This window comes from Saccharopolyspora rosea (assembly GCF_025643595.1).
In the GTDB taxonomy this organism is placed as follows: domain Bacteria; phylum Actinomycetota; class Actinomycetes; order Mycobacteriales; family Pseudonocardiaceae; genus Saccharopolyspora; species Saccharopolyspora rosea.
The window spans coordinates 874,686-901,121 of the sequence record NZ_CP102826.1; the positions used below are offsets into that span (position 1 = coordinate 874,686).

Annotated in this window: 27 protein-coding genes, 1 tRNA gene and 1 other RNA gene; 17 read left to right on the forward strand and 12 right to left on the reverse strand. The window is 70.8% G+C overall.

Translation table 11 applies throughout. The annotated features are described in order from the left end of the window. Positions 1–9: 9 nt before the first annotated feature. The 3 genes from smpB to ssrA all read left to right on the forward strand — a co-directional run bounded on the left by smpB (position 10) and on the right by ssrA (position 1,818). Complete coding sequence (gene smpB, locus NV263_RS04305) at positions 10–486, forward strand: SsrA-binding protein SmpB (RefSeq protein WP_263251218.1); 477 nt, start codon at positions 10–12, stop codon at positions 484–486. Continuing rightward, positions 483–1,376 carry an amidohydrolase family protein gene (locus NV263_RS04310; protein ID WP_263251219.1) on the forward strand — a complete coding sequence of 298 codons (894 nt, stop codon included), beginning with the start codon at positions 483–485 and terminating at the stop codon, positions 1,374–1,376. Before smpB ends, NV263_RS04310 begins: the two co-directional genes overlap by 4 nt. Before the next feature lie 73 nt (positions 1,377–1,449). Further along, positions 1,450–1,818, forward strand: a transfer-messenger RNA (tmRNA) gene (gene ssrA / locus NV263_RS04315). A gap of 331 nt (positions 1,819–2,149) precedes the next feature. Here ssrA and NV263_RS04320 read toward each other — a convergent pair. Further along, a complete protein-coding gene (locus NV263_RS04320) occupies positions 2,150–3,034 on the reverse strand; it encodes a LysR family transcriptional regulator (RefSeq protein WP_263251220.1) in 885 nt (294 codons plus the stop codon). 247 nt (positions 3,035–3,281) lie between these two features. On the opposite strand from NV263_RS04320, the gene NV263_RS04325 reads away from it, so the two are divergent. The 3 genes from NV263_RS04325 (at position 3,282) to NV263_RS04335 (ending at position 6,400) form a co-directional block, all read left to right on the forward strand. Beyond that, positions 3,282–4,532 (forward strand): MFS transporter, encoded by a 1,251-nt coding sequence (locus NV263_RS04325; RefSeq protein WP_263251221.1) that lies wholly within the window; start codon positions 3,282–3,284, stop codon positions 4,530–4,532. A gap of 46 nt (positions 4,533–4,578) precedes the next feature. Further along, positions 4,579–5,151, forward strand: coding sequence for a TetR/AcrR family transcriptional regulator (locus NV263_RS04330; RefSeq protein WP_263251222.1), 573 nt, complete (start codon positions 4,579–4,581; stop codon positions 5,149–5,151). Between the two features lie 73 nt (positions 5,152–5,224). After that, complete coding sequence (locus NV263_RS04335; protein ID WP_263251223.1) at positions 5,225–6,400, forward strand: MFS transporter; 1,176 nt, start codon at positions 5,225–5,227, stop codon at positions 6,398–6,400. Between the two features lie 19 nt (positions 6,401–6,419). On the opposite strand, the gene NV263_RS04340 is transcribed toward NV263_RS04335, so the two are convergent. Continuing rightward, positions 6,420–6,818 carry a DUF7144 family membrane protein gene (locus tag NV263_RS04340; RefSeq protein ID WP_263251224.1) on the reverse strand — a complete coding sequence of 133 codons (399 nt, stop codon included), beginning with the start codon at positions 6,816–6,818 and terminating at the stop codon, positions 6,420–6,422. Positions 6,819–7,032: 214 nt separating this feature from the next. Here NV263_RS04340 and NV263_RS04345 point away from each other — a divergent pair, with 214 nt between their 5' ends. Both NV263_RS04345 and NV263_RS04350 read left to right on the forward strand, forming a co-directional pair. Beyond that, complete coding sequence (locus NV263_RS04345; protein ID WP_263251225.1) at positions 7,033–8,679, forward strand: amidohydrolase; 1,647 nt, start codon at positions 7,033–7,035, stop codon at positions 8,677–8,679. Positions 8,680–8,684: 5 nt separating this feature from the next. Continuing rightward, positions 8,685–10,181 (forward strand): MFS transporter, encoded by a 1,497-nt coding sequence (locus NV263_RS04350; protein ID WP_263251226.1) that lies wholly within the window; start codon positions 8,685–8,687, stop codon positions 10,179–10,181. A gap of 50 nt (positions 10,182–10,231) precedes the next feature. Here the strand turns inward: NV263_RS04350 and NV263_RS04355 are convergent, their stop codons facing one another. The 3 genes from NV263_RS04355 to NV263_RS04365 all read right to left on the reverse strand — a co-directional run bounded on the left by NV263_RS04355 (position 10,232) and on the right by NV263_RS04365 (position 16,052). After that, positions 10,232–12,154 (reverse strand): N-acetylmuramoyl-L-alanine amidase, encoded by a 1,923-nt coding sequence (locus tag NV263_RS04355; RefSeq protein WP_263251227.1) that lies wholly within the window; start codon positions 12,152–12,154, stop codon positions 10,232–10,234. Between the two features lie 187 nt (positions 12,155–12,341). Next, on the reverse strand, positions 12,342–14,288 hold the full coding sequence (locus tag NV263_RS04360; RefSeq protein WP_263251228.1) for a UvrD-helicase domain-containing protein: 1,947 nt from the start codon (positions 14,286–14,288) through the stop codon (positions 12,342–12,344). An 84-nt stretch (positions 14,289–14,372) separates the two neighbouring features. Further along, positions 14,373–16,052 (reverse strand): DUF885 domain-containing protein, encoded by a 1,680-nt coding sequence (locus NV263_RS04365; RefSeq protein ID WP_263251229.1) that lies wholly within the window; start codon positions 16,050–16,052, stop codon positions 14,373–14,375. Between the two features lie 41 nt (positions 16,053–16,093). Here NV263_RS04365 and NV263_RS04370 point away from each other — a divergent pair, with 41 nt between their 5' ends. The 5 genes from NV263_RS04370 to NV263_RS04390 all read left to right on the forward strand — a co-directional run bounded on the left by NV263_RS04370 (position 16,094) and on the right by NV263_RS04390 (position 20,411). Then, positions 16,094–16,915, forward strand: coding sequence for a GNAT family N-acetyltransferase (locus NV263_RS04370; RefSeq protein WP_263251230.1), 822 nt, complete (start codon positions 16,094–16,096; stop codon positions 16,913–16,915). Positions 16,916–17,211: 296 nt separating this feature from the next. Further along, on the forward strand, positions 17,212–18,045 hold the full coding sequence (locus NV263_RS04375) for an IS5 family transposase (protein WP_263247972.1): 834 nt from the start codon (positions 17,212–17,214) through the stop codon (positions 18,043–18,045). Between the two features lie 160 nt (positions 18,046–18,205). After that, positions 18,206–18,445 carry a DUF6158 family protein gene (locus tag NV263_RS04380; protein ID WP_263251231.1) on the forward strand — a complete coding sequence of 80 codons (240 nt, stop codon included), beginning with the start codon at positions 18,206–18,208 and terminating at the stop codon, positions 18,443–18,445. Further along, positions 18,438–19,775, forward strand: a complete 1,338-nt coding sequence (locus NV263_RS04385; protein ID WP_263251232.1) for an NAD(P)/FAD-dependent oxidoreductase — start codon at positions 18,438–18,440, stop codon at positions 19,773–19,775. The genes NV263_RS04380 and NV263_RS04385 overlap by 8 nt, the downstream gene beginning before the upstream one ends. Before the next feature lie 6 nt (positions 19,776–19,781). Continuing rightward, on the forward strand, positions 19,782–20,411 hold the full coding sequence (locus NV263_RS04390) for a UdgX family uracil-DNA binding protein (RefSeq protein WP_263251233.1): 630 nt from the start codon (positions 19,782–19,784) through the stop codon (positions 20,409–20,411). Here NV263_RS04390 and NV263_RS04395 read toward each other — a convergent pair. Beyond that, positions 20,394–21,641, reverse strand: a complete 1,248-nt coding sequence (locus NV263_RS04395) for a phenylacetate--CoA ligase family protein (protein ID WP_263251234.1) — start codon at positions 21,639–21,641, stop codon at positions 20,394–20,396. The genes NV263_RS04390 and NV263_RS04395 overlap by 18 nt on opposite strands. Positions 21,642–21,884: 243 nt before the next feature. Here NV263_RS04395 and NV263_RS04400 point away from each other — a divergent pair. Next, positions 21,885–21,960 (forward strand) — tRNA-Ala (locus tag NV263_RS04400). Positions 21,961–22,027: 67 nt separating this feature from the next. On the opposite strand, the gene NV263_RS04405 is transcribed toward NV263_RS04400, so the two are convergent. After that, complete coding sequence (locus NV263_RS04405; protein ID WP_263251236.1) at positions 22,028–22,402, reverse strand: site-specific integrase; 375 nt, start codon at positions 22,400–22,402, stop codon at positions 22,028–22,030. Positions 22,403–22,490: 88 nt separating this feature from the next. Here NV263_RS04405 and NV263_RS04410 point away from each other — a divergent pair, with 88 nt between their 5' ends. Next, on the forward strand, positions 22,491–22,814 hold the full coding sequence (locus NV263_RS04410) for a GntR family transcriptional regulator (protein ID WP_263251237.1): 324 nt from the start codon (positions 22,491–22,493) through the stop codon (positions 22,812–22,814). Positions 22,815–23,077: 263 nt separating this feature from the next. On the opposite strand, the gene NV263_RS04415 is transcribed toward NV263_RS04410, so the two are convergent. From NV263_RS04415 to NV263_RS04425, 3 genes are read right to left on the reverse strand one after another with little or no spacing between them, the layout of a single operon-like run. Further along, positions 23,078–23,284: a hypothetical protein gene (locus tag NV263_RS04415; RefSeq protein ID WP_263251238.1), complete on the reverse strand. Its 207-nt coding sequence runs from the start codon at positions 23,282–23,284 to the stop codon at positions 23,078–23,080. Between the two features lie 53 nt (positions 23,285–23,337). Continuing rightward, positions 23,338–23,622, reverse strand: coding sequence for a hypothetical protein (locus NV263_RS04420; protein ID WP_263251240.1), 285 nt, complete (start codon positions 23,620–23,622; stop codon positions 23,338–23,340). After that, positions 23,619–23,825, reverse strand: a complete 207-nt coding sequence (locus NV263_RS04425; protein WP_263251242.1) for a hypothetical protein — start codon at positions 23,823–23,825, stop codon at positions 23,619–23,621. Before NV263_RS04425 ends, NV263_RS04420 begins: the two co-directional genes overlap by 4 nt. Positions 23,826–24,047: 222 nt before the next feature. On the opposite strand from NV263_RS04425, the gene NV263_RS04430 reads away from it, so the two are divergent. Beyond that, complete coding sequence (locus NV263_RS04430) at positions 24,048–24,797, forward strand: helix-turn-helix domain-containing protein (RefSeq protein ID WP_263251243.1); 750 nt, start codon at positions 24,048–24,050, stop codon at positions 24,795–24,797. Positions 24,798–24,800: 3 nt separating this feature from the next. Beyond that, positions 24,801–25,271, forward strand: a complete 471-nt coding sequence (locus NV263_RS04435) for an NUDIX hydrolase (RefSeq protein ID WP_263251244.1) — start codon at positions 24,801–24,803, stop codon at positions 25,269–25,271. Here the strand turns inward: NV263_RS04435 and NV263_RS04440 are convergent. Together NV263_RS04440 and NV263_RS04445 are read right to left on the reverse strand one after the other, a co-directional pair. Beyond that, entirely contained in the window at positions 25,262–25,813 is a 552-nt protein-coding gene (locus tag NV263_RS04440; protein WP_263251245.1) for an HD domain-containing protein, read from the reverse strand. The genes NV263_RS04435 and NV263_RS04440 overlap by 10 nt on opposite strands. A 23-nt stretch (positions 25,814–25,836) precedes the next feature. Continuing rightward, positions 25,837–26,388, reverse strand: a complete 552-nt coding sequence (locus tag NV263_RS04445) for a flavoprotein (RefSeq protein ID WP_263251246.1) — start codon at positions 26,386–26,388, stop codon at positions 25,837–25,839. Positions 26,389–26,436 lie beyond the last annotated feature (48 nt).

Genomic DNA, 26,436 nt, shown 5'->3' on the forward strand with positions numbered 1-26,436 from the left:
GTTGCGGTCATGGTGAAGGAACGCGGGCGCAAGTTGATCGCGCAGAACCGCCGGGCGCGGCACGACTGGTCGGTCCTCGACACCTACGAGACCGGCATCGTGCTCAGCGGTACCGAGGTCAAGAGCCTGCGGCAGGGCAAGGCCACGCTCACCGACGGTTTCGCGACCGTCGACGACGGCGAGGTCTGGCTGCGCAACGTCCACATCCCCGAGTACACCCAGGGGACGTGGACCAACCACGAACCGCGCCGGTCGCGCAAACTGCTCCTGCACAAGCAGGAGATCGAGCGGCTCCTCGGCAAGGTCAAGGAGAGCGGGCTGAGCCTCATCCCGCTGTCCATGTACTTCTCCGACGGCAAGGCCAAGGTGGAACTCGCCCTGGCCCGCGGCAAGAAGGCGCACGACAAGCGCCAGGACATGGCCAAGCGGGACGCGCAGCGGGAGATCGAGCGCGCCATCGGACGGGCCCGCAAGGGCCGCCGGTGACACTGCGCACCGATGCCGACGTGCCGTCCTGGCTGGCCGGTCTCGGGCTGCCCGGACTCGTGGACATCCACACGCACTTCCTCCCGCAACGCGTGTTGCGGAAGGTGTGGGCGTTCTTCGACCGGGCCTCGGCCCACTACGGCACCGAGTGGCCGGTGTTCTACCGGCACGCCGAGGAAACCCGGGTGCGGGTGTTGCGGGACCTCGGAGTGCGGACCTTCGCGCCGCTGGTCTACCCGCACAAGCCGGGCATGGCGGCGTGGCTCAACGACTGGGTCCGCGACTTCGCCGCCCGCACGCCCGGCTCGGTGCCGACCGCGACGATGTTCCCCGAAACCGGCGCGGCCGACTACCTCGCCGCAGCCCTGCGGGCCGGCGCGCGCTGCGTGAAGGTGCACGTCCAGGTCGGTGCCTTCGACCCGCGCGACCCCGTGCTGGACGGTGCCTGGGGACTGCTGGCGGAAGCGGGCACCCCGGTCGTCGTGCACTGCGGTCACGGACCACTGCGCGGCGAGCACACCGGACTCGACGTCTTCGAGCAGGTCCTGGTCCGCCACCCCCGGTTGGTCGCGGTGCTGGCGCACGCGGGGATGCCCGAGTACGGCGCGGCGTTGGACCTCGTCGCGCGGTACCCGCGAGTGCACCTGGACACCACGATGGTCGGGGTCGCGTTCACCGAGCGGTTCGCCCCGCTGCCGGACGACTGGTCGGCCCGGATCGCCGACCACGGCGACCGGATCGTGCTCGGGACCGACTTCCCGAACATCCCGTACTCGTACGCCGACCAGCTCGCCGCGATCGCCGGTTGGGCGGCGGCGGACGACCGGCTCGGCACGCCGTTCCTGCGGAGTGTGCTGCACGACACGCCCGCGCGGCTGCTCGGCGCCTGATCGTTTCGCGGATACCGGAATGATCGCGGTACCGCCAGGCGTTATGCTGGTGTCGTCAACGAGAGGAAGACACGGGGGTGAACGGTTTCGACTCCGGACGTTGAACCAAGGGAAGCGTGCCGGTGCAGGCGGGAGACCACCGAGAGCGTCGCCGCGAACCAATAAGCGCCAACTCGAAGCGCAGTCAGTTCGCCCTCGCTGCCTGATCAGCAGGGCAACTTGTCGGCCCGGGCAAGCCTCCGACCCGGTGTCCGGCATCATGCAGGAGGCTCACCGCCAGGTCTGGTCGCGGGACCTGGTGGGACATCACACAGCGACTGGGCTTGTCACACCGGCTTGTTCGCGTGACCGGTGAAGCCGAGTAGAGGCACAGCGAACTGCGCACGGAGAAGCCTTGGTAAGGCGACGGAGGACCCGGGTTCGATTCCCGGCACCTCCACGAGGCGGCGGATGTTGCTCGCCGCGGGTGCGGCTTCGCCGTGGCCCGACTTGTTAGTTGCGGGGGCCGAGCCCCCGCAGACCCCCACGGTGCGGTGGCCGTTTTCGACGGCTCCGCACCGTTTGTTTTGTTCCCGGCCTGGTCGCGGACCAGCCCGCCGGCGTCGGCTTCCGCCGTCGGGGTGTTCGTGTTCTGTGGCGTTAGGCCCACGGTGAGGCTGTTCGATGACCTTCGGTCATCTTCCCGCAGCCTTGATGTCTTTACGGGGGCCCAGCCCCCGTAGGCCCCCAGGGTGCGGTGGCCGCTTTTGGGCGGTTTCGCACCCTTTGGTGGGTCAGGGGGTTTCGGGCTCGTGTTCCGGCAGCAGGTCCAGGAATGCCCGGGCGGCTGGGGAAGCTCCTGAGGCGGACCAGACGACCTGCACCGTTCTCGGGGGGACGTCGGTCGTCGGTGTGCTGGTCACCGCGGTCATGCGGGCGGCGGTGGCGGCCGGGACCAGGCCGACGCCGAGGCCGCGGGCGACGAGCTGTTCCAGCAGCGTCATGGTGCCGGCTTCGAAGGCGACCGCGCGGGTGGCTCCCGCCGCCTCGAAGACCGCGTCATTGTGCCGGCGGATGCCGGAACCGGGTGGCATGTCGACCATCTCCTCCTCCGCCAGCCGGGACGCCGTGGTCCGCTCCGCTCCGGCCAGCGGATGTCCGTGCGGGACGATGGCGGCCAGATCCTCGTGGGCGAGGGCCCGCCCGGTCAGGCCGCGCGGGAGCTCGTCGGGGCCGGTGTCGACGAACGCGAGGTCGCAGACGTTGTCGCGCACCTGCTGCACCAGATCGCGGACCAGCGAGGCGTGCAGCGTGACGCGCACCGCCGGGTGCCGCTCGCGGTAGGTGGCGAGCAGATCCGGCAGGTCCACCGCGAACAGCGGCGTGATGGTGCCGATCCGCAGCGCGCCGCGCACCTCACCACCGCTCGCGACCGCCTCGCCGCGGGCGCGCTCGACGGCGGCCAGGGCTTCGCGAGCCGGGCCGAGGAACGACTCGCCGGCCGGTGTGACCCGCACCCGGCGGCTGCCGCGCTCGAACAGGCGGACCCCCAGCTCCCCTTCCAGCCGGGCGATCTGATGGCTGAGCGCGGACTGCACCACGAAGCAGCGCTGTGCGGCGCGGGTGAAGCTCCCGGTCTCGGCGACCGCGACGGCGTAGCTGAGCTGGCGCAGTTCCACCGAACCATCGTGATCCGCGATGGCTCGCATGACAAGCATCTGTTGGACTCATGGTTTCCGCGGGGAAAGCATGAAGTCGGGCTGGAGCCAGCCAGCTCCGCAGGAGCCGCGAAGCGGCCCGCGCACGAAACAGCCCGGAAGGGAACTCCACGTGGCTTCCTCCTCGACACCCCCGCCGACGGACCTGCCCGATCACCGTGCGGACGCCGAGACCGCGCGCGGCCCGGGACGCGGCACGGTCCTGCTGATGTCCGTGGCCGTCGGCCTGTGCGTGGCCAGCAACTACTACGCCCAACCGCTGTTGGACACCATCGCCCGCGACCTGCACCTGTCCTCGGCTTCGGCCTCGCTCGTGGTCACCGGCGCCCAGGTCGGGTACGCGCTCGGGTTGGTCTTCGTGCTGCCGCTGGGCGACCTGCTGGAGCGGCGCCGACTGGTGTGCGGGCTGACGCTGGCCACCGCTTTCTCGTTGGTGTTGACCGCGGTCGCGCCGAACGCCGGTCTGCTGCTCGCCGGTACCGCGGTGACCGGTCTGCTGTCGGTCACCGCGCAGGTCCTGCTGCCGTTCGCCGCGGATCTGGCCGCTCCCCACCAGCGCGGCCGGGTCGTGGGCACCGTGATGAGCGGTCTGGTGCTGGGCATGCTGCTCGCCCGCACCGCATCCGGTGGGCTGGCCGCGATCGGTGGCTGGCGCACGGTGTACTGGGTCGCCGCGCTGGCGATGCTCGCGCTGACCGCGGCGCTGCACCTGGCGCTTCCCCAGTACCGCGGAGCGGCCGGGCTGGACTACGGGCGGTTGTTGCGCTCCACCGCCCGGCTGCTGGTCGAGGAACCCGTGCTGCGGGCGCGGGCGGCGATCGGCATGTTGGCCTTCGCCTGCTTCAGCGCGCTGTGGACCTCGCTGGCATTCCTCCTGTCCGGTCCCGGGTACGGCTGGTCGGACAGCGAGATCGGGACGCTCGGGCTGGCCGGTGCCGCGGGTGCGGTCGCGGCCCAGCTCGCCGGTCGGCTGGCCGACCGCGGTCGGACGACGCTGACCACGGTGGCCAGTGCGCTGGTGCTGCTCGGCTCGTGGGGGCTGCTGGGACTGGGGGCGCACAGCCTTGTCGCGTTGATCGCCGGGATCGTGCTGCTGGACCTGGCGCACCAGGGCGTGCACATCACCAACCAGTCGCTGATCTACGCGTTGCGGCCGGAGGCTCGCGGGCGCATCACCTCCGCGTACATGACGTGCTACTTCGCCGGCGGCGCGATCGGTTCGGCGCTGGTCGGAGTGGTGCACGCGCACTACGGGTGGAGCGGGGTGTGCGTGCTGGGCGTCGTGATGTCCCTCCTGCTGTGCCTGGTGTGGGCGGTCAGCGCCCGCGCGCCGCGAGACCGGGGGATGAGGCGGAGTGAGCCGGGTGCGCCGGGTGAACTGGGCACGGTCGTCGGCGCGGCGGTGACGGCAGCGGGTCTGCTCGCGCTCGTCGCCGTGGCGATCCGGCTGTTCCGATGACCCGGTTTTGTGTTGGGCAGTCCAAAACCGTGCTAGGGTGCCGGGCATGGGTAGGCCGAGGGAGTTCGACGAGGAGCGGGCGGTCGAGGGTGCGATGCGCGCGTTCTGGGCGTCCGGATACGCGCGGACCTCGACGCAGGAGCTCTGCGAGGCCACCGGGTTGGGGCGCAGCAGCATCTACAACACCTTCACCAGCAAGCACGCGTTGTTCCTGAAGTCGTTGCGGCGGTACATGGCGCGGATTCGCCGGCGGCAGGCCGAGGTGCTGGAGTCGGAGCTGCCGGTGCGGGAGAAGCTGCGCAGGCTGCTGGAGCTGGCGGTCGAGGACGAGTTCGGGGACCAGCCGGGATGTCTGGTGGTGAACAGCATCCTGGAACTGTCCGATTCGGACGAGGAGGTCGCCGCCGAGCTGCGGCGCGACTACGACCGGCGGATCGCCGTGCTGCGCGGGATCGTCGAGGACGCCCGGCGGCGCGGCGAGGTCGGCGCGGACGTCGATCCCGAGGCGTTCGCGCACTTCATCGCGACGACCGTGAGCGGTATGCGGATCGCGGCGAAGAACGGCGCCTCGCGCGAGGTCGTCGAGAGCATCGCGGAGACCGCGCTGCGGGCTCTGTGAGATGAGGGCGTCCCGGCGGGGCGCCCTCTTTCACGCGGCAATTTTGTACTGATCAATACAGAAGGGTGTCGAGGTGCGCAGCAGAATCCCGCTCGCGGTGTACGTGCTCGGATTCGGGGTGTTCGCGCTGGTCACCACCGAGTTCATGGTGTCCGGGCTGGAACCCGAGCTCGCCGGGGCCTTCCGGGTGTCGGTGCCGGAGATCGGCTACCTGATCTCCGCCTACGCCGCGGCGATGGCCCTGGGCGGGCCGTTGCTGACGATGGCGCTGGTGCGGGTGCCGCGGAAACGCGCGCTGCTAATGCTGGTGGGGACGTTCCTGGTGGGGCAGGTGCTGGGAGCCGTGGCGACCGGGTACGGCGTGCTGGCCGTGGCCCGGGTCGTCACCGGGGCGGCGGCGTCCGCGTTCTTCGGCACCGCGGTCGGGGTCGGGATGGACCTGGTGCGGCCGGAGGTCCGCGGGCGGGCCGCGTCGGTCGTGCTCGGCGGGCTCATGGTCGGGACCGTGTTCGGGTTGCCGCTGGCGACCGTGGTCGGGCAGCACCTGGGATGGCGGGCGAGCTTCTGGGGCGACGCGCTGCTCGCCCTCGTCGCGGCGGTGGCGACCGTCGCCGTCGTGCCGCGGGTGTCCGCGGGTGCGGCGCCCGGCCTGCGGGCGGAACTGGCCGCGTTCCGCAGCGGACGCCTGTGGGCCGCCTACCTGACGAGCATGCTGATCATCGGGGCGACCTTCGCCGCGTTCAGCTACTTCACCCCGATCCTCACCGGTGTCAGCGGGTTCTCCCCCGGGACGGTGCCGATCCTGCTCGTGGTCTACGGCGCGGCGACCGTCGTCGGCAACAACGTCGTGGGGCGGCTGGCCGACCGGTACGCGATCCCGGTGCAGGTCGGCGGGCTCGTCGCGTTGGCGCTGGCGCTGGTCGTCTTCGGGGCGTTCGGTTCGGACGCGGTCGTCGCCGTGGTGTCGCTGGTGGTCGTGGGACTGGTGGGCATCACGATGAATCCCGCGATGGCGACCCGGGTGCAGCGGGCGGCCGGCACGGCGCCGCTGGTCAGCACCGCGCACGTGTCGATGGTCAACATCGGCCTCATGTTCGGCGCGTGGGCCGGGGGAGCGGGGATCAGCCTCGGGTTCGGGCTGACCGCGCCGCTGTGGATCGGGGCGGTGCTGGCCGTGGTCGGACTGGCCAGCCTGGTGCCCGAGCTGGTGCGCACGAGCGTCCCCGAGCCGGTCGCGGCCGTCCGGTGAGCGGCGGTGGCCCGTCGGCTCAGCGGCGGGCCACCTCCCGGCCGTGCGCGGCCAGCGCGTAGATGACGAACAGGTCGAGCACGATGACCACGGCCGACGACAGCGGGTACACCCCGAAGAACGCGATGTTGGTGAGGACGCTGAGGACGGCCAGCCCGATCGCCGCGGCGCGCGCCCAGGTGCGGCCGGAGAACACGCCGACCCCCGCGATCGCCAGGACGACGCCGGTGATCAACAGGCTCAGGCCCGCGCCCAGGTAGCTGACGTGGATCGCCGTCCCGGACGGCGCGACGAACGTGGTGCCGCTGCGGGCGAGGGCGGACAACCCGTTGATGAACTGGACGACACCGCCGACGAGCAGGACGGCGCCCGCGAAGTAGACCCATCCCACCCAGCCGGTGCGAGGGTGCGTTGCCATGGCGGCCTCCCGGGGTGCGCGGTGTGACTGCTTCCCACCGTGGGTGTTCCGGTCGGCGGCTTCCAGGGGCGAAAGGACCTGGAACCGCCTCACGAGTGCGGGCGGCGTGACGTTCGACACCGGCTCGTCGGGGACTCGTATCTCACTTCTGGATGCGTGGTGTCCGCAAGTAGTTAGACAATCTAAGTAAGTCGGATGACGAGGAGGTCTTCGCATGGCAACGCCCGAGACCGCGGACCTGGTGTTCGTGGGCGGGAACGTGATCACCATGGCGGCGGAGCAGCCGCGTGCGAGCGCGCTGGCCGTCGCCGACGGGCGGATCGTCGCCGTGGGCGACGACGCCGACGTGCTGGCGCTGGCCGGGCCGGGGACCGAACGCGTCGACCTGGCCGGGCGCACGCTGCTGCCCGGGTTCGTCGAGGCGCACGGGCACCCCACGCTGGAGATGGTCATCACCGGGCCGGACATCGTCGACATCCGCCCGGTGGTCTGCCCGACCGCCGAGGACGCGCTCGGCAAGCTGCGCGCCGCCGTCGCCGCCGCCGAACCCGGCGAGTGGGTCGGGGCGTTCGGTTGGGACCCGCTGCTGCAGGAGGGACTGCCCACCATCGGCCGGGAACTGCTCGACGACATCGCCCCCGACCGGCCGCTGTCGGTGATGCACAACAGCGGGCACAGCGCGTGGGGGAACTCGCTGGTCGTCGAGCAGGTGGGGCTGACCAGGGACACGCCCGACCCGGTCGGCTCGCACTTCGAGCGCGACGCCGACGGCAACCCCACCGGGGCGGCCTTCGAGAGCCCGGCCACCGTGCTGATCATGAGCGGCGCGCTCCGGCGGCCGGACGGCGCCGGGTTCGACGAGCTCATGGCGCGGGAACACCGGATGCTCGCCGCCGTCGGCGTCACCACCACCTCGGACATGGCGTTCTCCCGCGAGACGCGGGAACCGCTCCAGGACTTCTACCGCACCGGCGACGCCCGGGTGCGCATGCGCGTGTACGAGCGCAGCACGCCGGAGAAGCGGACCGACATCGAGCCCGGTCAGGACGCGGCCGACCCGATGTTGCAGCAGATCGGCATCAAGATCTGGGCCGACGGATCGCCGTGGGTGGGCAACATCGCCACCAGCTTCCCCTACCTCGACACCCCGCAGACGCGGGCGATGGGGCTGGGCGCCGGGCACCGCGGGTGCGCCAACTACAGCCGGGAACAGCTCGTCGAGATCGTCGACGCGTACTTCCCGCTGGGCTGGCAGATCGCCTGCCACGTCCACGGTGACGAGGTCGTCGACATGGTGCTCGACGTGTTCGAGGACGCCCTGCGGGCGCACCCGGAACGCACCGACGCGCGGCTGCGGCTGGAGCACTGCGGCACCATGACGCCCGAGCAGTACCGGCGCGCGGCCGAACTCGGCGTCACGTGCAGCCTGTTCGTCGACCACCTCTACTACTGGGGCGACGTCCTGGTGGACGGGTTGTTCGGCGAGCGCGGCGAGGCGTGGACGGCGGCCGGGGCCGCTGTCGACGCGGGCGTGAAGATCTCCTTCCACAACGACCCCCCGGTCACGCCGGAGGAGCCGCTGCGCAACATCCAGGTCGCCGTGACGCGGAAGAGCCGCAGCGGCCGGGTGCTCGGCGAGCAGTACCGGGTGTCGGTCGACCAGGCGCTGCGCGCGCAGACCATCGACGCCGCCTGGCAGCTGTTCGCCGAGGACGTCATCGGGTCGTTGGAGGTCGGCAAGCGGGCCGACCTCGTCGTGCTCGACGCCGATCCGCACGCGGTTGCCCCGGAGACCATCGGTGACATCGCGGTGCGCGCCACCTACCTCGACGGGCGACGCACCTTCCAGGCGGGGGAGTGATCCCATTGTCCGCGACGGGGGAAACCCCGGTGGCGCAGCGGTGGCCGGCCGCGGTGGCCGGCCACCGCCACCGCCGCGCCCTCGCGCTCGTGGCGCTGTCATTGCTGTCGGCGCTGCAAGTGCTCGATCCCTCGGTGAACTCGCTCGCGCTGCCCGCCGTGGCGGCCGACCTCGGGATGAACCCGGGACTCCAGTCGTTCACCTCCAGCATCGGGACGCTGCTGCTGGCGGCCGCGATGCTGGGCATCGGAATCCTCGGTGACCAGCGCGGTCGCCGCCGCGTGCTGCTGCTCGGAACGCTCGGCATGGCCGTCGGCGGGGTGGTGTGCGCCATCGCGCCCGGAAGCGGCGCGTTCCTGGCCGGACGCGTGGTCATGGGCATCAGCACGGCGGCCAGTTTCGGGATGAGCCTGGCGATCCTGCCGACCCTGTTCCAACCGCACGAGCTGCCGCGGGTGTTCGGGGTCTGGCTGGGTGTGCAGTCGGCGATCAGCCTGCTCGGCACCGTCGGTTGCGGGGCGGTGCAGGCCGCCCTCGGCTGGCGGATGTCCTGCCTGATCATCCCGGTGCTGGCCGTCGTGTTCACCGCGTTCGGCGCGGTGTCGGTGCCCGAGAGCCGGGCCGCGCACCACCGGCGCTTCGACGTGGTCGGCGTCATCGTGTCGGCCGTCGCCCTGCTGCTGCTCATGGGCGGTTTCACGATGTCCGGCGAACTCGGCTGGACCGACCCGGCGGTGATCGGGGCGCTGGTCTGCTCGGTGGTGCTGCTGGTGTTCTTCGGTGTCTGGGAGGCGCGGCGTCGCGACCCCGGGTTCCCGGTGCGGCTGTTCACCGTCCCGGCGTTCACCGCCGCGTGCGTGGTCGGCGTCGCGTTCAACTTCGCCAACGGCGTGATCGCCGTGCAGCTGCCGAACGTGCTGGAGTCCACGCTCGGGCGGTCGGCCTTCGTCGGGTCGATCGTGGTGTCCGCCATGTCGGTCGGGATGCTGCTCGGCACCCTCGCCGCCGGCGAGGCGCAGAAGCGCTGGGAACTCAGCGCGCGGACCGTGTTCACCAGCGGACTGCTGACGATCGCGGTGGGCTTCGCGCTGCTGGTGTTCGTCCGCCCGGACACCGGCTCGTGGTTCTTCGGCGTGGCCGCGTTCGTCGTCGGGTTCGGCCTGATGTGGGCGCAGAACTCGGAGTCCGCGGTGATCATGTCCGCGGCGCCGAAGGAGATGGTGGGCTCGGTGGGAGCCGTGAAGCCCGCCGTCGGCCAGCTCGGCATGGGGCTGGGCATGGGCATCGTCTCGCCGATCGTGCAGAGCATCACCCGCGGTTCGGGACCGGTGAGCCAGCAGGCCACCGTCAGCGGTTTCGCGATGGTCATGCTGTGCATCGCGCTCGCCGTCGCGGCCTGCGCGCTGGTCGTGCACCTGCTGATGGGACGGCAGAAGGGCCTGCAGAGCTTCGACGCCCCGCCCGCGGAGGCCGACCACCACGACGTCCGCGCCGCGGCCTGAAAAAAGGGAGCGCCCCGCGCGAGCAGGGCGCTCCCCGGGACCGGGGGTCGTCAGGAGACCGGCTGGATGTCCGACTGCTTGACGTAGACCCAGCGGTGGTTGAGCGAGATCGGCACGTACTTCTCCGAACCGCGCACCAGCTTGTGGTTGTTCGGGTCGTTGGTGCCGTCGTACACGGCGTGGTAGTCCATCGCCTGGACCGCGTCACCCGCGACGTAGCGCTGGTTGGCGGGGATGGTGTACGGCAGCGGTTCGAGCTTGGTCGGGTCGATGCCCTTCGGGTACTCCGACGGGTTCGGGACCGCCATGCCGAACGTGGGGATCCCGCCGCGGCGCGGCGTCACGAGCTTCGCGTCGTCGGCCGCCGCGGTGTTGTTGCCGTCGGGGTCGCGCAGCCACGCCTTCTTGCCCTCGTACCAGATCGCCAGCCAGTCACCGGAGCGCCCGGCCACCGCGTACTGCCGACCGGCCACCGCCTTGTCGGACCAGTCCTCGATGCGCGTGGTGCCCGGCGAGCCGTCCTTGTGGATCACCGGCGAGGTGATCAGCGGCGCGTCGTCGCGCGGTTCGGTCCGCAGGTAGACGAAGTTCGCCGGCTGCGCGGGCAGGTTCTCGCAGCCCTTGTCGGAGCACTGGCTGACCTCGGGCCGGTTCTTGGCGAAGTTCGGGAAGATCGTGACCGCTTGCGCGTCGTCATCGGCCTTGTCGGAGTCCAGCGGCGACTGCAGCAGCTTCATGTAGTGCGCCCAGTCCCAGTACGGGCCCGGGTCGTAGTGCTCGCTGCCCACCTTGGACGGTTTGTCGGCGGAGACGTCCTCGTGACCGAGGATGTGCGCGCGGTCCAGCGGGATGTCGTACTTGTTCGCCAGGTAGCGGACGAGGTCGGCCGACGCCTTGTACATCCGCTCCGTGTACCAGGTGCCGCCCTCGGCCGCCCAGCCCTCGTGCTCGATGCCGATGGCGTGCATGTTGGCGTCCCAGTTGCCGGCGTGCCACGGGATGTCCTTGGTCGGCACCATCTGCGTGACCTGGCCGTCGGAGGAACGGACCACGTAGTGCGAGGCGGCGCCGTGCGCCGGGTTCTGGAACGACGCGATCGTCGACTGGTACGACGTCTCGGTGTCGTGGATGACGATGTAGCGGATCTTGTTGCCGTCGCCGGGCCGGTTCCCGGTGTCGTAGTTGCCGTAACCGGCGTCCGGCTGCTTCGGGTCCACCGGGGCGTAGGCCGCCGGGATGTAGCGGCAGTCCAGGTCGGACGGGCACTCCGCCTTCGGCGTGGGCTTGGGCGCGTCCTGCGCGCCCTCCAGCCGGGTCCGGGACAGGTTCTTGTCCGGGACGACCTGGGGGATCTTCGGGAAGGCCAGGGTCTGCCCGGTCGAGGTGGTGCGCTTGCGGCCCTGGCCGAGCACGTCGTAGACGTCCTCGGCGAACGACCGGCCGCCGCTGACCCGCGGGCTGCCGCTGAGCTCGGCCACCGCCGGGTACCAGCCGCCGATCGTGTTGGGCAGGTGGTCGTCGCCGATGGCCTTGGCGCGGTCGGCCAGCAGCGCGGCCCCGGCGCGGATGTTCAGCGTGACGTCGCGCTTGACCTCGTCGGGGTCGGCGTCGATGAGCTTCGCCGCCTCGTTCAGGGTGTGCAGCGACGGGTTGTCGACCGGCTTGGTCAGCTTCGCGTTCTCGTTGAGCAGCTCCTGCGGGTCGACGTCGGTGAGGTGCATCGGCCCGTACCCGCCGGCCTTGCTCTGCTCGCCGTGGTGGTCCTCCCAGCGGGTCAGCTGGAACGAGACGGCCATCAGCAGCGGCTCGGGGATCCCGTACTCCTTCGCCGCCGAGTCGAACGCCCGCTGTTCGGTCGTCGCGCCGTTGTCCTGCGGCGCGGCGCCGATCGCGGGCGGCGCCGCGGTCAGCAGACCTGTTGCGGTGGCCGCGACCACGGCCGCGCGCGTCCACCGCCTTCTGTCGCTAGTCAACTCCACTACCTCGCAATTCAGTCCACGAAGGACGAGAAGTCGCACGGAACCGCTGCGGGACGCGTCGGTACGCCAGAGGACACCGCAGGGCATCGGTGCGTGATCTACGCGGGTCCACAGCAGATCATGCACGACCGAACCGGGCAACGCGGCGGATTCGGAGAACCGGGATATCCCTCAGCACCGATCAGCCGTCCCGGCCGCGGGAGATCCACAGGTTGTCGCGGGCCCGGGTCATGGCGACCAGCCGGTGTCGGTGCAGCGCTTCGCGTTCCTCGCGGTGGGCGGTGTGGTGGTGTTCGGCGGGCAGGAAGACGGAGCGGAACTCGACGCCCTTGGCGCGGTGGACCGTTCCCACGTGGACCGCCTCGGCCGCGCCCGGTTCCCAGTGCTCCAGGCGGCGGACGGCGAAACCTGCTGCGCGGAGCACCCGCTCCCAGTGCTCGGCGGCCTGGTGGGTGCGGGTGAGCACCACCGCGTCGGTCGCGTCGTCGAGGTGGCGCAACGCCGACACCAGGGCCTGCTCCTGGTCGTCGCCGCTCCACTCGACGACCCGGCCGCCCGGCAGCACCGGCAGCGCCGACCGCAGCGGGACGCTCGGACCGCCGTCGAGGTCGTCGAACCGGTTGATCGCGTCGAGCTCCCCGGCCCGGTCGAGGACCGCCGCCCGGTTGCGGTAGTTGCGGCGCAGCACCTCGCCGCGGCCCCGCAACGAGATGTCCGCTTCGGACAGCCGCCAGCCGCCCGCGTACACCTGCTGCTGGCCGTCTCCGACGAGCAGCAGCTGGTCCGGTCCGTCGCCGCTGATCGCGCGCACCAGGCGCAGTCCGTTGAGCGTCAGGTCCTGCACCTCGTCGACCACGGCCGCCGCGTACGGCCGGGGCAGCGGGTCGCGTTCCAGTTCGGCGAGCGCGCGCATGAGCACGTTGTTGTGGTCCAGGGCGCCCCGTTCGGACAGCTGCCGCTCGTACTCGCAGTAGAACTCCCAGACGCGGCAGCGGAATTCGCGGGACAGGTGCTGGCCGCGGCCCTTGCGCGGCACCGCCTGGTACCCGTCCAGGCAGCGGATGCCGCGCCCCTTGATCACCCGGTCGATCTCGTCGCGCCAGTACGACCGGGCGGCGCGGAAGTCCCGCAGCGGTTCCACCAGGTCGTCGCGCTGCCACGCGGCCTCGAACGCCGCGTCCACGAGCTCCTCGTCGACCTCGGCGGCGCATCCGCGGTCGGCCAGGAAGTCCCGCGCCCACCGGTGCAGGTGGACGAACTCGACCCGGGACACCAGGTGCGGCGCCAGCGAGCGGAACTGCTCGCGGGCGATCCTCGGCAGGCTCGCGACGTGCGTGGTGAACAGCAGCGGACCGGTGGTGCGCCGGGCCAGGTAGGCCAGTCGGTGCAGGGCGATCACGGACTTGCCGGTGCCCGCCGGGCCGGTGATGCGCGCCGGACCCGAGTAGCGGCGGCGGACCACGCCCAGCTGTGTGTCGTCGAGGAAGATCCGCCAGTCCCGGAACGGCCGGTCCAGGGCCCGGCGGACGCGCTCCCGGCGCAGGTCGCCGACCTCGAACAGCGCGCCGCCGCGCTGCCCGGGCTCGCGCTGCGCGGGGATGAGGTGCGCCTGCCAGCCCAGCGGCGCCAGGTCGAAGGTGCGGTTGTCCAGGTGGTGGGCGACGGTCCGCGCGTCGCCGGGGTCGAGGAGGTGCTCACCGCGCACCAGGACCCGGTCCAGCTCGGCTTCGGTGATGGCCAGGTGTTCGCCGCTGAACCCGCGGCGTCCGCGGAATTCCGCCGGGTGCACCACGACCGCGCGAAGCGCCGCCTCGGTCAGCATGCCCTGCGACGTCTCGGCACCGGCGAGCAGCTCCGCGGTCCACACGAACGCCCCGCGGGAGGTCTCCCAGTCCGGTTCCTCCTCGCGCAGCAGCACCACGAGCACGCCGAGCGGTCCGACCAGCACCGCGTCCGGCCGGTTCCGCGGGGTGTGCGGGGTGAACTGGTTGAGCAGCGGGAACCAGCCGTTGGCGACCTCGACGAAGCAGCGTTGCAGCACGCGGTTCTGCCAGGGCGGCAGCAGTCGGCCGCGCAATTCCCGCTCGGCCTGACGTCGCAACTGCTCGTGGCGGAATGTCCCGGTCACGGCGCCTCCCAGGGGTCAACCGCGGGCACGCTCGCCCTCGACAGTAGGGCGTCGCGCGGCGATTTCGAGGCGCCAGGCCAGGGATCACCTGGATGTCGCAGGGGGCCCCGCGAGTTCCTCCGCCACCAATGTGTCCAGTGTGGACAGCGGGAGGGGGCCGTGGCCGAGGACCACGTCGTGGAACCGGCGGATGTCGAAGTCCGGTCCCAGGCGGCGCCGCGCCGCGTCCCGGACGCGTTCGATCTCCAGCCTTCCCACCAGGTACGACAGTGCCTGGGCCGGGTGCACGATGTAGCGGTCGACCTCCGCCGCGGCCTCCAGCGGCGGCAGCGCGGTGCGCGTGCCGAGGAACTCCACCGCCTGCTCCCGCGACCAGCCGAACTCGTGCAGGCCGGTGTCCACGACCAGGCGCGCGGCGCGCAGCGCGTCCACGGCCACCATGCCCAGCCGGGCCAGGTCGTCGGAGTACAGGCCCATCTCGTCGGCCAGCCGCTCGGTGTAGAGGCCCCACCCCTCGCTGTAGGCCGTGATCGTCATCAGCCGCCGCAGCAGCGGCAGGTCGTCGCGCTCCAACGCCAGCGAGAGCTGCACGTGGTGGCCGGGAACGACCTCGTGGAAGGCGCAGACCTCGGACAGGAACCGCTGCCGCCGCTCGGCCTGGTGCGTGTTGGCGTAGAACACGCCCGGCCGCGAGCCGTCCAGCGCCGGGGACAGGTAGCAGCCCGCCGGGGCGCTCGGCGACGGGGTGCCGGGCATCGGCCGCACCTCGCAGCGCTGCCGGGGCAGGGCGCCGAACCAGGCGGGCGCCGCCCGGTCCGCCCGGGCGATCGCGGCGCGGGCCGAGGACAGCAGCTCCTCGCCGTCGCGCCAGAACAGGGCGGGATCCTCGTTCAGCCGCCGCAGGATCGCCGCGGGGTCGTCGAGCCCCAGGGCCCGGGCTCCGACCTCGGAGAACTCCTGCCGCAGCGCGTCGAGCCGGTCCAGCCCGACGGCGTGCAGCTCGCGCGGGTCGCGGTCGGTGGTGGTGTGCGCCCGCACCAGCCGCCGGTAGATCTCCCGGCCGTCGGGCAGCCAGCACAACCCGGGGCGCTCCGCGGGCCGGGCGTGCGGGGCGATCTCCGCCGCCAGCACGGCCCGGTACCGGCGCAGCGCCGGGTGGACGACGTCGGCCAGCAGCCGCTTGCGCTCGGCCTCCAGCTCGGCGTCGGGCAGGTCCGGGCCCAGCAGCGGGTTCGTCTCCGGCGCGGCGAGCTGGTCGTCGATGTGCCGGACCGCGTCGTCGAGCAGCGGGCGAACCGGGACGCGCCCGGCGACGACGCCCTCGCGGTGCCGCTGCGCCAGCGCCTCGGTGAACTGCGGGAAGCGGCGCAGCCGGGTCAGGAAGTCCCGAGCCTGCCCCGCATCGGCCACCGGCACCTCGCCGAGGTGGAACAGCAGGCCGGCGAGCGGCGCGAGCAGGTTGCCGACCACCGAGTACTCCGGGGCGAACGAGTCGAACCGGTCGACCAGCACCTGCGCCTGGTGCACGACGACCGCGACGGTCAACCGGTCCTCCAGGTCGGCCCGCGAGGTGTCCAGGCCCATGGCGCGGACCCGGATGTCCTCGCCCCGGTCGCGCAGCGCCGCCTCGGCCTGCGCCCGGACGTCGGGCAACCGGTCGTCCCGGTCCCGGACGCCCTGCAACGTGGCCCGCACCGGGTCCGCGTCGCAGCACAGCTCCAGCAGTTCGTCGGCGAGGAGCGTCGGAGTCGTCACGAGGCACATCGTCCCGCAACTCCACGACATCGCGCCGGGACAATGGGGGCGTGGACCCACTGCACGATCCCGACGACGAGGCCCTGCTCGACCCCCGCCAGGCACGCGACCTCGCGGGCCTGGTCGAGAACGCGCGGCTGGCCTCGGCCGTGGTCCGCTACGGGCTGCGCACCCGCGTCGGCGTGGCGACGGTCGTGCTCAACCAGGACAACCCGCTGCCCACGGCCAACCACGCCTGCGCCCTGTGGGGCACCCTCGCCGAGGTCGCCGGGACGCTGCTGGAGCTGGAGCAGGTCTTCGCCGAGGCCGGCCGCGCCGAGGCCGTCGTGTACGCCTCGCCGACCACGGTCGCCGAGATCGAGGGCATCGCCGACGACGCCGGGTGGCGGGCGGTCGAGGAGCAGGTCGCGCTGCTGCACCGCGTCGACCAGGGCGGCTCCGGGCTCGCGCGCCCCGGTGAGGACCGCGACCTGCCGGACGTCGTCGACCTGCTCGCAGACGACGCCGGGCTGTCCGGCGAGGGCGAACGGCGGTTGCTGCGCAACCTCGGGCACCGCGTCGACGACGCGCGTTGCGTGCTGCGGGTCGTCGACGACCCCGGCGCCGACCGCATCGCCGGATTCGCCCTGGGCTTCGTGGAACGCGGCATCGGCTTGGTCGAACACGTCGTGGTGCGGCCCGGACGGCGCCGCCGTGGGGTCGGGCGCGAACTGGTCGCCGCCGCCGTCGACGCGCTCCGCGAACGCGGCGCGCTGCTCGTCGCCGCGCACTCCGAGGAGGGCGGCGGCGCGGAGCGCTTCGCCGAGTCCTGCGGCTTCGAAGCCGTCTACGACGTCACCGCCTACGCCCGCCGGGTCGACGACCTCCTCTGAGCTGAGTGCCTGTCTTTGAACTTGGTTCCGAGGGGGCGTGGTAAGCGGCGTCAGCCGCTTTCTCTTTCGGTGAGCGGTCTCGCAGCTGGCACCGCCGCGGGTTCTCAGCGGTCGTCTCGCGAGGACAGCCCCGACGCCGTGTATTGGACATACATCAGGAGGGGCTTCCGCAGTCGAGACGGCCGCTGAGTGCCTGTCTTTGATCTTGGGGGTACCCGGGGGCGGGTATGAGAGAGGGCCTTTGCTAGTGATCGTGACAGCACATCAAGATCGACACAGCAAAGGCCCGATCCGCTTTGTACACCACCGCGCCGGCTGCCGGCTCGACGGCCCGTGCCCGCCGTTACCCCTCGGACACCACCGACGCCGAATGGGCAGTGATCGAGCCCCTGCTGCCCGCCCCGGCCTGCCGCACCTGCAGCGGAGGGCGTCCGGAAAAACACCCCCGCCGGGATGTCGTGGACGCGATCCGCTACTTCGTCGACAACGGCTGCAAGTGGCGGGCCCTGCCCGCCGACTTCCCGCCCTGGAAGACCGTCTACGGGTTCTTCACCCGCTGGAGCCGCGACAACATCGTCCTGGGCCTGCGCGACAGGCTGCGTGAGCAGGTCCGCGCCCGCACCGACCGCCACCGCACCCCCAGCGCCGGGATCATCGATTCCCAGTCGGTGCGGGCCGCCGAAACCGTCGGCCGCCACACCCGCGGTTTCGACGGCGGAAAAAAGATCAACGGCCGCAAACGCCACATCGCCACCGACACCCTCGGCCTGCTGCTGGGCGTGTCCGTGACCGCCGCCCACATCACCGACCGCCGCGGCGCCGAACTCCTCCTGCGCTACCTCCACACCCGCCACCCACGCCTGGAACTGGTCTTCGCCGACGGCAACTACAGCGGACGCCTGACCACCTGGACCCAGGCCGCCCTGGGCATCACCCTGCACATCGTCCGCAAAATCGCCGGACAAACCGGCTTCCACGTCCTGGCCCGCCGCTGGGTCGTCGAACGCACCCTGTCCTGGATCACCCAAGCCCGCCGCACCGTCCGCGACTACGAACGCCTCCCCGCCCACTCCGAAACCATCATCAACTGGGCCGCCATCACCCTCATGACCCGCCAACTCACCACCTAACCCAAGATCAAAGACAGGCACTGAGGTTCCGCCACCGGCACCGCCACGCACAACGAGTCCAAAGACAGGCTCTGAGGCGTCCCCGGCTGCTGACGTGTGTCATGCGGATGCGTGCGGGGTAGTCCGGTGCTGGACGTCGCGGTCAGCGCTGGAGGGCGACATGAGCACGAGCACCGGCATCCCCGGCACCGAGCTGAGCGAGGAGCTCCTGTTGCACGAGCTGCGGCACCTGCACGGCACCCGCCACGAGACGTTCCTGCACGGTTCCCCGGACGCCCTGCGGGAGCACACCGCGCGCACCTTCGAACTGGAGCAGGAGTACCTGCGCCGGCACCCGGACCGCGACGTCGACCCGCGACGCACCCGCGACGGAGCGAGAGGAGCGCCGCAACATGCCTGAACCACGCATCGTCATCGTCGGCGGCGGGCACGTCGGGCTGACCTTGGCGCTGCGGTTGCAGTCCCGGCTGCGGCCCGGCGAGGCCCGGCTGACCGTGATCGACACCCAGCCGCACATGACCTACCAGCCGTTCCTGCCGGAGGCGGCGGCCGGTTCGCTGGAGCCCCGGCACGTCGTCGTCCCGCTGCGCGAGGCGCTGCGCCGCAGCGAGGTGCTGACCGCGCAGGTGACGCGCATCGACCACGGGCGGCAGAAGCTGTGCGCGACGCTCGCCGACGGCAGTGAGATCGAGGTCGACTACGACGTCCTCGTCGTCGTGCCCGGGTCGATCTCGCGGGCGCTGCCCATCCCGGGCCTCGCCGAGTGCGGCGTGGGGTTCAAGACCATCGGCGAGGCGATCTACCTGCGCAACCACGTGCTGTCCAGGTTGGACATGGCGGCCAGCACGGGCGACGAGCAGCTGCGCCGACGGCTGCTGACGTTCGTGTTCATCGGCGGCGGTTACGCGGGCATCGAGGCGCTGGCCGAGCTGGAGAGCATGGCGCGCACCGCGACCCGCAACTACCCGACCGTCACCGCGCAGGACATGCGGTGGGTGCTCGTCGAGGCGATGGACCGGATCATGCCCGAGGTCAGCCGCCCGATGAGCGAGTACACCAAGCGCCGGTTGGAGGAGCACGGCATCGAGGTCAAGCTGAACACCACCGCGAAGTCCCTCGTGGACGGACACGTCGAGCTGTCCGACGGCGACGAGTTCGACGCCGACACCGTGGTGTGGACGGCGGGTGTCAAACCGCACCCGATGCTGGAGGACAGCGATCTGCCGCGCGATTCCAAGGGGCGCGTCGAGTGCACCGCGAAACTCCAGGTCCGCGGCACCACGAACGTCTTCGCCGCCGGGGACTGCGCGGCCGTGCCGGATCTGACCAGCAGCGATCCGGACGCGTTGTGCGGGCCGTCGGCGCAGCACGCGGTGCGCCAGGCCAGGGTCCTCGCGGACAACGTCCTCGCGCTGCTGCGCGGCGAACCGATGCGCAACTACAAGCACCGCTACGCCGGGTCGGTGGCCGGGCTGGGCCTGTTCCGCGGCGCCGCCGAGGTGTACGGGGTCAAGCTCAAGGGCCTGCCCGCGTGGCTGCTGCACCGCACCTACCACCTGGCGAAGATGCCCACGCTGTCCCACAAGGCGCGCATCCTCGGCGACTGGCTGCTGGAACTGCCGTTCCGCCGCCAGACCGTGGCGCTCGGCGAGCTGCACGACCCGCGGGCCGAGTTCGTCAAGGCCGCGAACACCCGCGGTCTGCCCAGCCCGCACGGCCACGCGGGGTGAGCGGTCGTGCCGGGTGCCGAGGAGTTCGTGCCGCCGCGCGCTCGGCTGCCGGGGCTGCGGGAGGCGGTCCAGTCCTGCCGCGGCTGCGACCTCTACCGGGACGCCACGCAGGCCGTGTTCGGCGCGGGCCGCGAGTCGGCCCGGATGGTCATCGTCGGCGAGCAGCCCGGTGACCAGGAGGACCGGCAGGGCGCACCGTTCGTCGGCCCGGCCGGGCGGATGCTCGACCGGGCCCTGGTCGAGGTCGGCATCGACCGCGACGACGTCTACGTGACCAACACCACCAAGCACTTCAAGTTCGACCGCGAGCGCGGCAAGCGCCGCATCCACCGCAAGCCGTCCCGGGCCGAGGTCGCGGCCTGCCGCCCGTGGTTGGACGCCGAGCTGCGCGTGGTCGCCCCGGAACTGGTGCTCTGCCTCGGCGCGACCGCGGCCCAGGCGCTGCTCGGCCCGTCGTTCCGCATCACCAAGCAGCGCGGCCAGGTCGTCGACCTGCCCGACCACGACGCCTGCGCGGTCGCGACCATCCACCCGTCGGCGATCCTGCGCGCCGAGGACCGCGAGTCGATGTACCGGGGCTTCGTCGCCGACCTGCGGGTGGCGGCGGAGACGCTGGCCTCACTCCAGTCCGGGTAGCGGCACCACGCCGTGCTCCCAGCGCACCAGCCGCTGCGCCTTCCCGGTCGGGGAGCGGGGGATGTTGTCCGGCGGCACCGCGCGCACGATGCACTGGATGCCGAGCCGGGCCTGCAACGCCGTGGCCAGGTCGTTCTCCAGCCGCACCGGGTCCTCGTGGGCGTCGCGCGGCTCCACGCCGACGCGCAGCTCCGGGCGCGACCGGTCCCGCCGGTCCTCCACGACCAGGTAGTGCGGTGCGACCCGGGGGTCGGCGAGCACCACCGCCTCGATCTCCGACGGGAACACGTTCGTCCCCCGGATGACCAGCATGTCGTCGGTGCGCCCGAGCACCCGGCTCATCCGCCGCAGGGTGCGCGCCGAGCCGGTGCCCGGCGGGTGCAGCGCCGCGACGTCGCCGGTCCGGTAGCGCAGCAGCGGCACCCCGGTCTTGGTCAGCGTGGTGAACACGAGCTCGCCGGGCTCGCCGTCGCGCAGCACCTCCCCGTCCGGCCCCACCACCTCGGGGTAGAAGTGGTCCTCGGCGACGTTGAGCAGGCCGTCCGAGTCCAGCGACTCGCACGCCACCCCGGGGCCGATCACCTCGCTGAGCCCGTAGATGTTCAGCGCCCGCAGCCCGAGCAGCCGCTCGATCTCCTCGCGCATCTGCCCGGTCCACGGCTCGGCCCCGAACAGGCCCACCCGCAACGACAACTGCTCGGCCGTGATCCCCGCCGCGCCGAACGCCTCGCCGAGGTAGATCGCGTACGACGGGGTGCAGCACAGCACGTCCGGCCGCAGGTCCAGCATCAACCGCAACTGCCGGTCGGTGGCCCCGCTGGACGCGGGCAGCACGGTCGCCCCCAGCCGCGTCCCCCCGTGGTGCACGCCCATCCCACCGGTGAACAGCCCGTACCCGTACGCGCAGTGCACGAGGCTGCGCCGCGTCACACCCGCCCCGCCCAGCGCACGAGCCATCACCTCGGCCCACACGTCCAGGTCCCGCGCGGTGTAGGGCACCAGCGTCGGCCGCCCCTTCGTCCCGGACGACCCGTGCACGCACACCACGTCCTCGACCGGAGCGGCCCGCAGCCCGAAGGGGTAGCTGTCCCAGAAGTCCTGCTTGGTGACGAACGGCAACCGGGGCAGATCGTCGAGCCCCACGTCGTCACCCCGCTCGACCCCCACCTCCCGCAACCGCTCCGCCTGCACCCCGCCGGCCCCCAGCAACCGGTCGACGAGCTGCCGCAACCGCCATTCCTGCAGCTCACGGCGTCTCTCAGGATCAGCCCCCTCGGCCTCGGGAGCCACCAACGGCCGCCTCGCGCCCTGTCCTCTCGCCACGACCCCGGGTGTAGCACCCCCGCCGCACCCGTGGGTAGATCCAAGAGGGGTACCCCCCTGCGAACCCCCTCCGAGGGCTGTTGTAGTGTGTACTCACACGAGATGAACGGGACCTCGAAAGGGAGACCGGGACTCGGAACAGAAGAACAAGGGGCTGTGGCGCAGCTGGTAGCGCACTTGACTGGCAGTCAAGGGGTCACGGGTTCGAATCCCGTCAGCTCCACCAGCGAAAAGGCCCTCCACCGGAATTCGGTGGAGGGCCTTTTGACGACAGTTTTGACGACAACGGCCATTCACGGATCGCTCTCGTCGTCGACCGCGAAGAGACCGCCGAGCTGATCGACCGCCGACCGCTGCACGGTCTCGATCACGTCGACGTAGGTGCCCGTGGTAACCGTGATCGAGCTGTGGCCCAGGATGCGTTGAATGGTCGCAGCCTCGACCCCCTGGGCGAACAGCAGCGTGGCGCAGGAGTGCCGGAGGTCGTGCACCCGGATCTTCCTGAGTCCGGCTCGCTCGCAGAGCTTGGCGAACATGCGGTGCTGCGCCAAGGGCAAATGCTGTGAATCCACACCGTCGGCGAGCACCGTCCGGTACCTGCTGCGGCTGCTGCGCGCCGCGCTGCAGGACGCGGTCGATGAAGATCTGATCTCCCGGAACGTGGCCAAGCTCGTCAAGCTCCGGCTTGACGGTGATCGATAGGTCGAGCCGTTCAGCACCAGCGAAGCGCGGAGGTCACTTCGGCGGCACAAGATCGTGTCGGGTGAGCTCGAACCGGGTGACCAGCTGCCGTCGATCTCCGCCCTCACCGAGGAGTACGGCATCTCGCCCATGACCGCCCGAGCCGCGATCAAAGAACTGAGCAACGCCGGACTCGTCGTCGTCCGCCAAGGCCAAGGCGTGTTCGTGCTCGAAGGAGCCGCCGCCAAGACGGAGCTGACCATCGGCGACCTGTCCGAGTTGTTCCAGCAGCTCAGTGCAGCTGTCGAGCAGCTCACCGAGCGAGTCACCGCGATCGAGGCGAATCTTTCCGACCAGCAGTCGGAATACGAGTCTCCAGCGCGGAAACGCGATCGTTGAGTTCGGCCACCTGGTCCACGATCTTCAGCGCAAGTCTGCGCAGGTCTGCCAAGTCTGCGTTCTGCTTCTTCCCCATGTGATGATCCCGTCCGTGGATGGCTGGCGGGACGGGCCGGGGGAATACCGCCCCGCCAACCGACGGTCAGCCCGCGAAGTCGGGGTAGGGCTGACCGAGCCTCTACAGGTAGACGCGCACCCGCCGACGCCGCATCCGACGCCATTCGCGGTTCTTGCGCCAGCGGTGCAGGAGTTTCGCGAACATCTCAGTGTCCGCCTTCCGCTTCGCCGATCTCGGCCACCGCACCGGCCACGGCCTCGTTGAGCCGCAGCAGGTGCCGCAGACCCATCGTGTAGACGATCGGAGTCCGCGCACCGATCAGCAGATCAGCGGTGCCGAACTCCGGCCACACCCGCGTCTCGATGTCCGTGCGGTCGACGATCAACCTCCGCTTCGGCCGTCCCACCGGCATCACAACACCGGTCAGGCACTCACTCGGCCAAGGGCGCCCCAGCGGGTCAGGCATCACACATCACCTTCATTCGAGCGAACGCCGTGCGTACCAATGGCCTGCTCGTTGAGGAGTCCGCAGTAGCGCCGAGCTTCGTGCGTGAACTGCTGACTGGAGGTGATCAGCTCGGAGGCGAAGCGAACGGCGTGCGTCGGGGCTTCCAGGTCGACCGTGAACATCACGCTCGCGGTCGGGTCGTGAATGGCGAGCATCGGCGCGCCAGTGGTGTGGACGAGACATTGGGCGCGCGTCTTCTCGTCCGGCTGCACAGTGACGTAGATCGGCATCGTCAGCGTCACGCCCTTTCCTCGGTCTCGTGGGTGTCCAACTCCTGTTGCCCTTCCGTCAGTGCGTGCTTGAGGGTTTCGAGTGCTGGGCGGTCGATGAGCAACGCGATCGGGAACGCCTTCCCGATCCGGACCTCGACACGGTCGGCGAACTTCAGAGCGCGCAGGCGAATCGGCATGTCCGCCGTGAGATGCACCTGCACCATGTCCGGCATCGCTCAGCCCCTTGCCGGGGCGACCGAGCTGTCCAGACGAGCAGCGAGCGAGGGTTCGTCGATCACCGTGGTACCTCCTTGCACAGGGCGCCGGGCTTTCCCGGCGGCTACCACGACTTTCGGCGAAGTCAGCGGACGTGATCACCACACTGCGCGACTTCTCCGGACGTCCTTGCTAGGTTTAAGACGTCCCTAGAGGTCCCCTGAGTGTCAGGTGAGCCGATGGCGAACGAACGACTCCGTGACGCCCTGCTTCGCAAGGGCCTCACCAACGAGCACGTAGCCAAGTCGATGGGCGTCGATCCCAAGACTGTCGAACGGTGGATCACGAAGGGCCGCACGCCATATCCGAGGCACCGGCGGACGATCGCCGCGATGCTCCGTGAGAGCGAGTCGTACTTGTGGCCGGACTCGGTGTCGGACGAGCGCCGGGCGGAGGTCGCCGAATCCGAGCTCATCCAGATGTACCCGCACCGCAACTCGATCCCGGTGGACGTCTGGGACCGGCTGATCCGGGACTCCGCGGACACCGTGGAAATCCTCGTGCACGCCGCGTTGTTCTTGGTGGAGCGTCCGACATTCATCAAGGACCTGAGGCGCAAAGCCGAGAACGGTGCCCGGATCCGGCTGCTGTTCGGCGATCCCCACAGCGACGAGATCGAGCTTCGCAGCGCTGAGGAACAGCTCGGCGCCGGCACTCTCGGCGGGCGCATCCGCAACGCGTTGGCGTTCTACCGTCCGGTCAAGGACGTGGACGGTATCGAGATGCGGCTGCACCGAACCACGCTATACAACTCCATCTTCCGGTTCGACGACGAGATGATCGTCAACACGCACATCTACGGCTTTCAAGGCGCCTACGCCCCGGCACTGCACCTCCGGCAGCTCTCAGCGGGCGGGCTGTTCGAGATCTACTCCGAAAGCTTCGAATCGGTGTGGGCCCAGTCCACACCGGCCAATGTCTGGGAGTGACACGTGGCTCGCGTCGACTACCTCAACGACCCGAACGCCCCGAAGGCGAACAGCATCGCCATCGCCGTGAGCGCGTTCATCCAGGACGATCAACGCGAGATCCTCATGATCCGCCGGACGGACAACGACTACTACTCGATCCCCGGTGGCCAACTCGAACTCGGCGAGACGCTGGCCCAGGCGGCCGTGCGGGAGGTCCGCGAAGAGACCGGCATCGACGCCGAGGTCACCGGCGTCGTCGGGCTGTACTCGAACCCGAACCACGTCATCGCCTACGACGACGGCGAGGTCCGCCAGGAGTTCTCCATCTGCTTCCGAGCGAAAGCGCTGGGTGGGCAGCTGCGGACCAGCAGCGAATCCAAGGAAGTGCACTGGGTGGCGCCTGGAGACCTCGACGCCCTCAACATCCACCCGTCCATCCGGTTGCGCCTCCAACACGCACTGTCGGAGCGCACGGAGCCCTTCTACACCTGATCCAACGCACGCAGCCGCGCCTCCGTTCGCTGCACTGCGGCCTCTCGTTCAGGCATCGACTTGTCCAGGGCACGCGAGACCGGGTGATCGGGTCCGTACCGTGCTCGAACCTCCGCCATGCGATCCGGAAAGGCCACGACCTCCCCGTCAGGACCGACCGTCATGTCAGCCCACCAGAGCGCGTCGCGCACGGGGGTCTGCTCGTCCTCGAACTCCGCGATCTCCGCCGCGAGGCCCGCCAACTCGGCGTCAGTAGCAGCCGCGGAGTGGTGCGCCACCAGGCAGCACAGGCGCTCGTCCACATCTATCGACCGCAGGTACCGAGCCCCGTCGAGGGCATGAACGCCTGTCGACACCAAGGGTGGTGCGTACCCGACGTCGTGAAGGAGCGCTGCCGCAACCAGGAGGTCAGCATCAGGACCGCACGCGCGGGAGGCACGTTCGGCCTGGTCCGCCACCGCCTGCACGTGTCGCCATCGCCGAGGCACGGCGTCAGCGAGATGGACGGCCGCCAGTTCCCGCGCCCAGGTCACCACGTCCACAACGCCGACCTTAGAGGCATGGGTCAAGACACGACAGTGTCGACGACGTCGAGGATCTTCTCCCAGGGAAGATCCTTGCCCGGAGCGCTACGAGGTTCGTGCAGCGGCCAGTACTCGTCGCCCATCAGCAGGTGCACGCCGACGCTGCGCAGCGCCTCGATGTGGGAGTTCCACGCGGGCTGTCGCGCGTGAGCGGCGTTGATGCGAGGGAAGACCACGACCGGCACGACCTGTCCGCCGATCGCTTCGCAGACGGTCGTGAGCGCCTGGTTGTCCGCCAGGCCGAGCGCAAGCTTCGCGACCGTGTTGGACGATGCCGGGCAGACCAGGTAGCAGTCGATCGGCGGGTGCGGACTCGGTTCACTCGGAAGACGAGGCGCGACACGGCACGGCCGTCCGGTCACCTCCTGGATCCGTTCGATCTCGCCGTTGGCTTCCATCCAGGTGCCAGCTGTCGGCGTGAGCGTCACCGCGACCTGCCAACCGCGCCTGATCGCCGGTTCGATCAACGACGGGCGGATCTTCTCCACCCCACCAGCGCCGGAACCGATCAGGCCCAGGGTGCGCGTGCTCATCGAACCGCCCTGCATCGCTCAGCCAACCCCAGCAACGGCGACGACCTG

Coding starts and splice junctions, on each gene's coding strand:
- NV263_RS04430 (WP_263251243.1), top strand. CDS start 24,048: ATGGCGAACGAACGACTCCGTGACGCCCTGCTTCGCAAGGGCCTCACC.
- NV263_RS04340 (WP_263251224.1), bottom strand. CDS start 6,818: ATGGCAACGCACCCTCGCACCGGCTGGGTGGGATGGGTCTACTTCGCG.
- NV263_RS04380 (WP_263251231.1), top strand. CDS start 18,206: ATGAGCACGAGCACCGGCATCCCCGGCACCGAGCTGAGCGAGGAGCTC.
- NV263_RS04425 (WP_263251242.1), bottom strand. CDS start 23,825: ATGCCGGACATGGTGCAGGTGCATCTCACGGCGGACATGCCGATTCGC.
- smpB (WP_263251218.1), top strand. CDS start 10: ATGGTGAAGGAACGCGGGCGCAAGTTGATCGCGCAGAACCGCCGGGCG.
- NV263_RS04365 (WP_263251229.1), bottom strand. CDS start 16,052: ATGTGCCTCGTGACGACTCCGACGCTCCTCGCCGACGAACTGCTGGAG.
- NV263_RS04415 (WP_263251238.1), bottom strand. CDS start 23,284: ATGCCGGTGGGACGGCCGAAGCGGAGGTTGATCGTCGACCGCACGGAC.
- NV263_RS04445 (WP_263251246.1), bottom strand. CDS start 26,388: ATGAGCACGCGCACCCTGGGCCTGATCGGTTCCGGCGCTGGTGGGGTG.
- NV263_RS04345 (WP_263251225.1), top strand. CDS start 7,033: ATGGCAACGCCCGAGACCGCGGACCTGGTGTTCGTGGGCGGGAACGTG.
- NV263_RS04385 (WP_263251232.1), top strand. CDS start 18,438: ATGCCTGAACCACGCATCGTCATCGTCGGCGGCGGGCACGTCGGGCTG.
- NV263_RS04330 (WP_263251222.1), top strand. CDS start 4,579: ATGGGTAGGCCGAGGGAGTTCGACGAGGAGCGGGCGGTCGAGGGTGCG.
- NV263_RS04325 (WP_263251221.1), top strand. CDS start 3,282: ATGTCCGTGGCCGTCGGCCTGTGCGTGGCCAGCAACTACTACGCCCAA.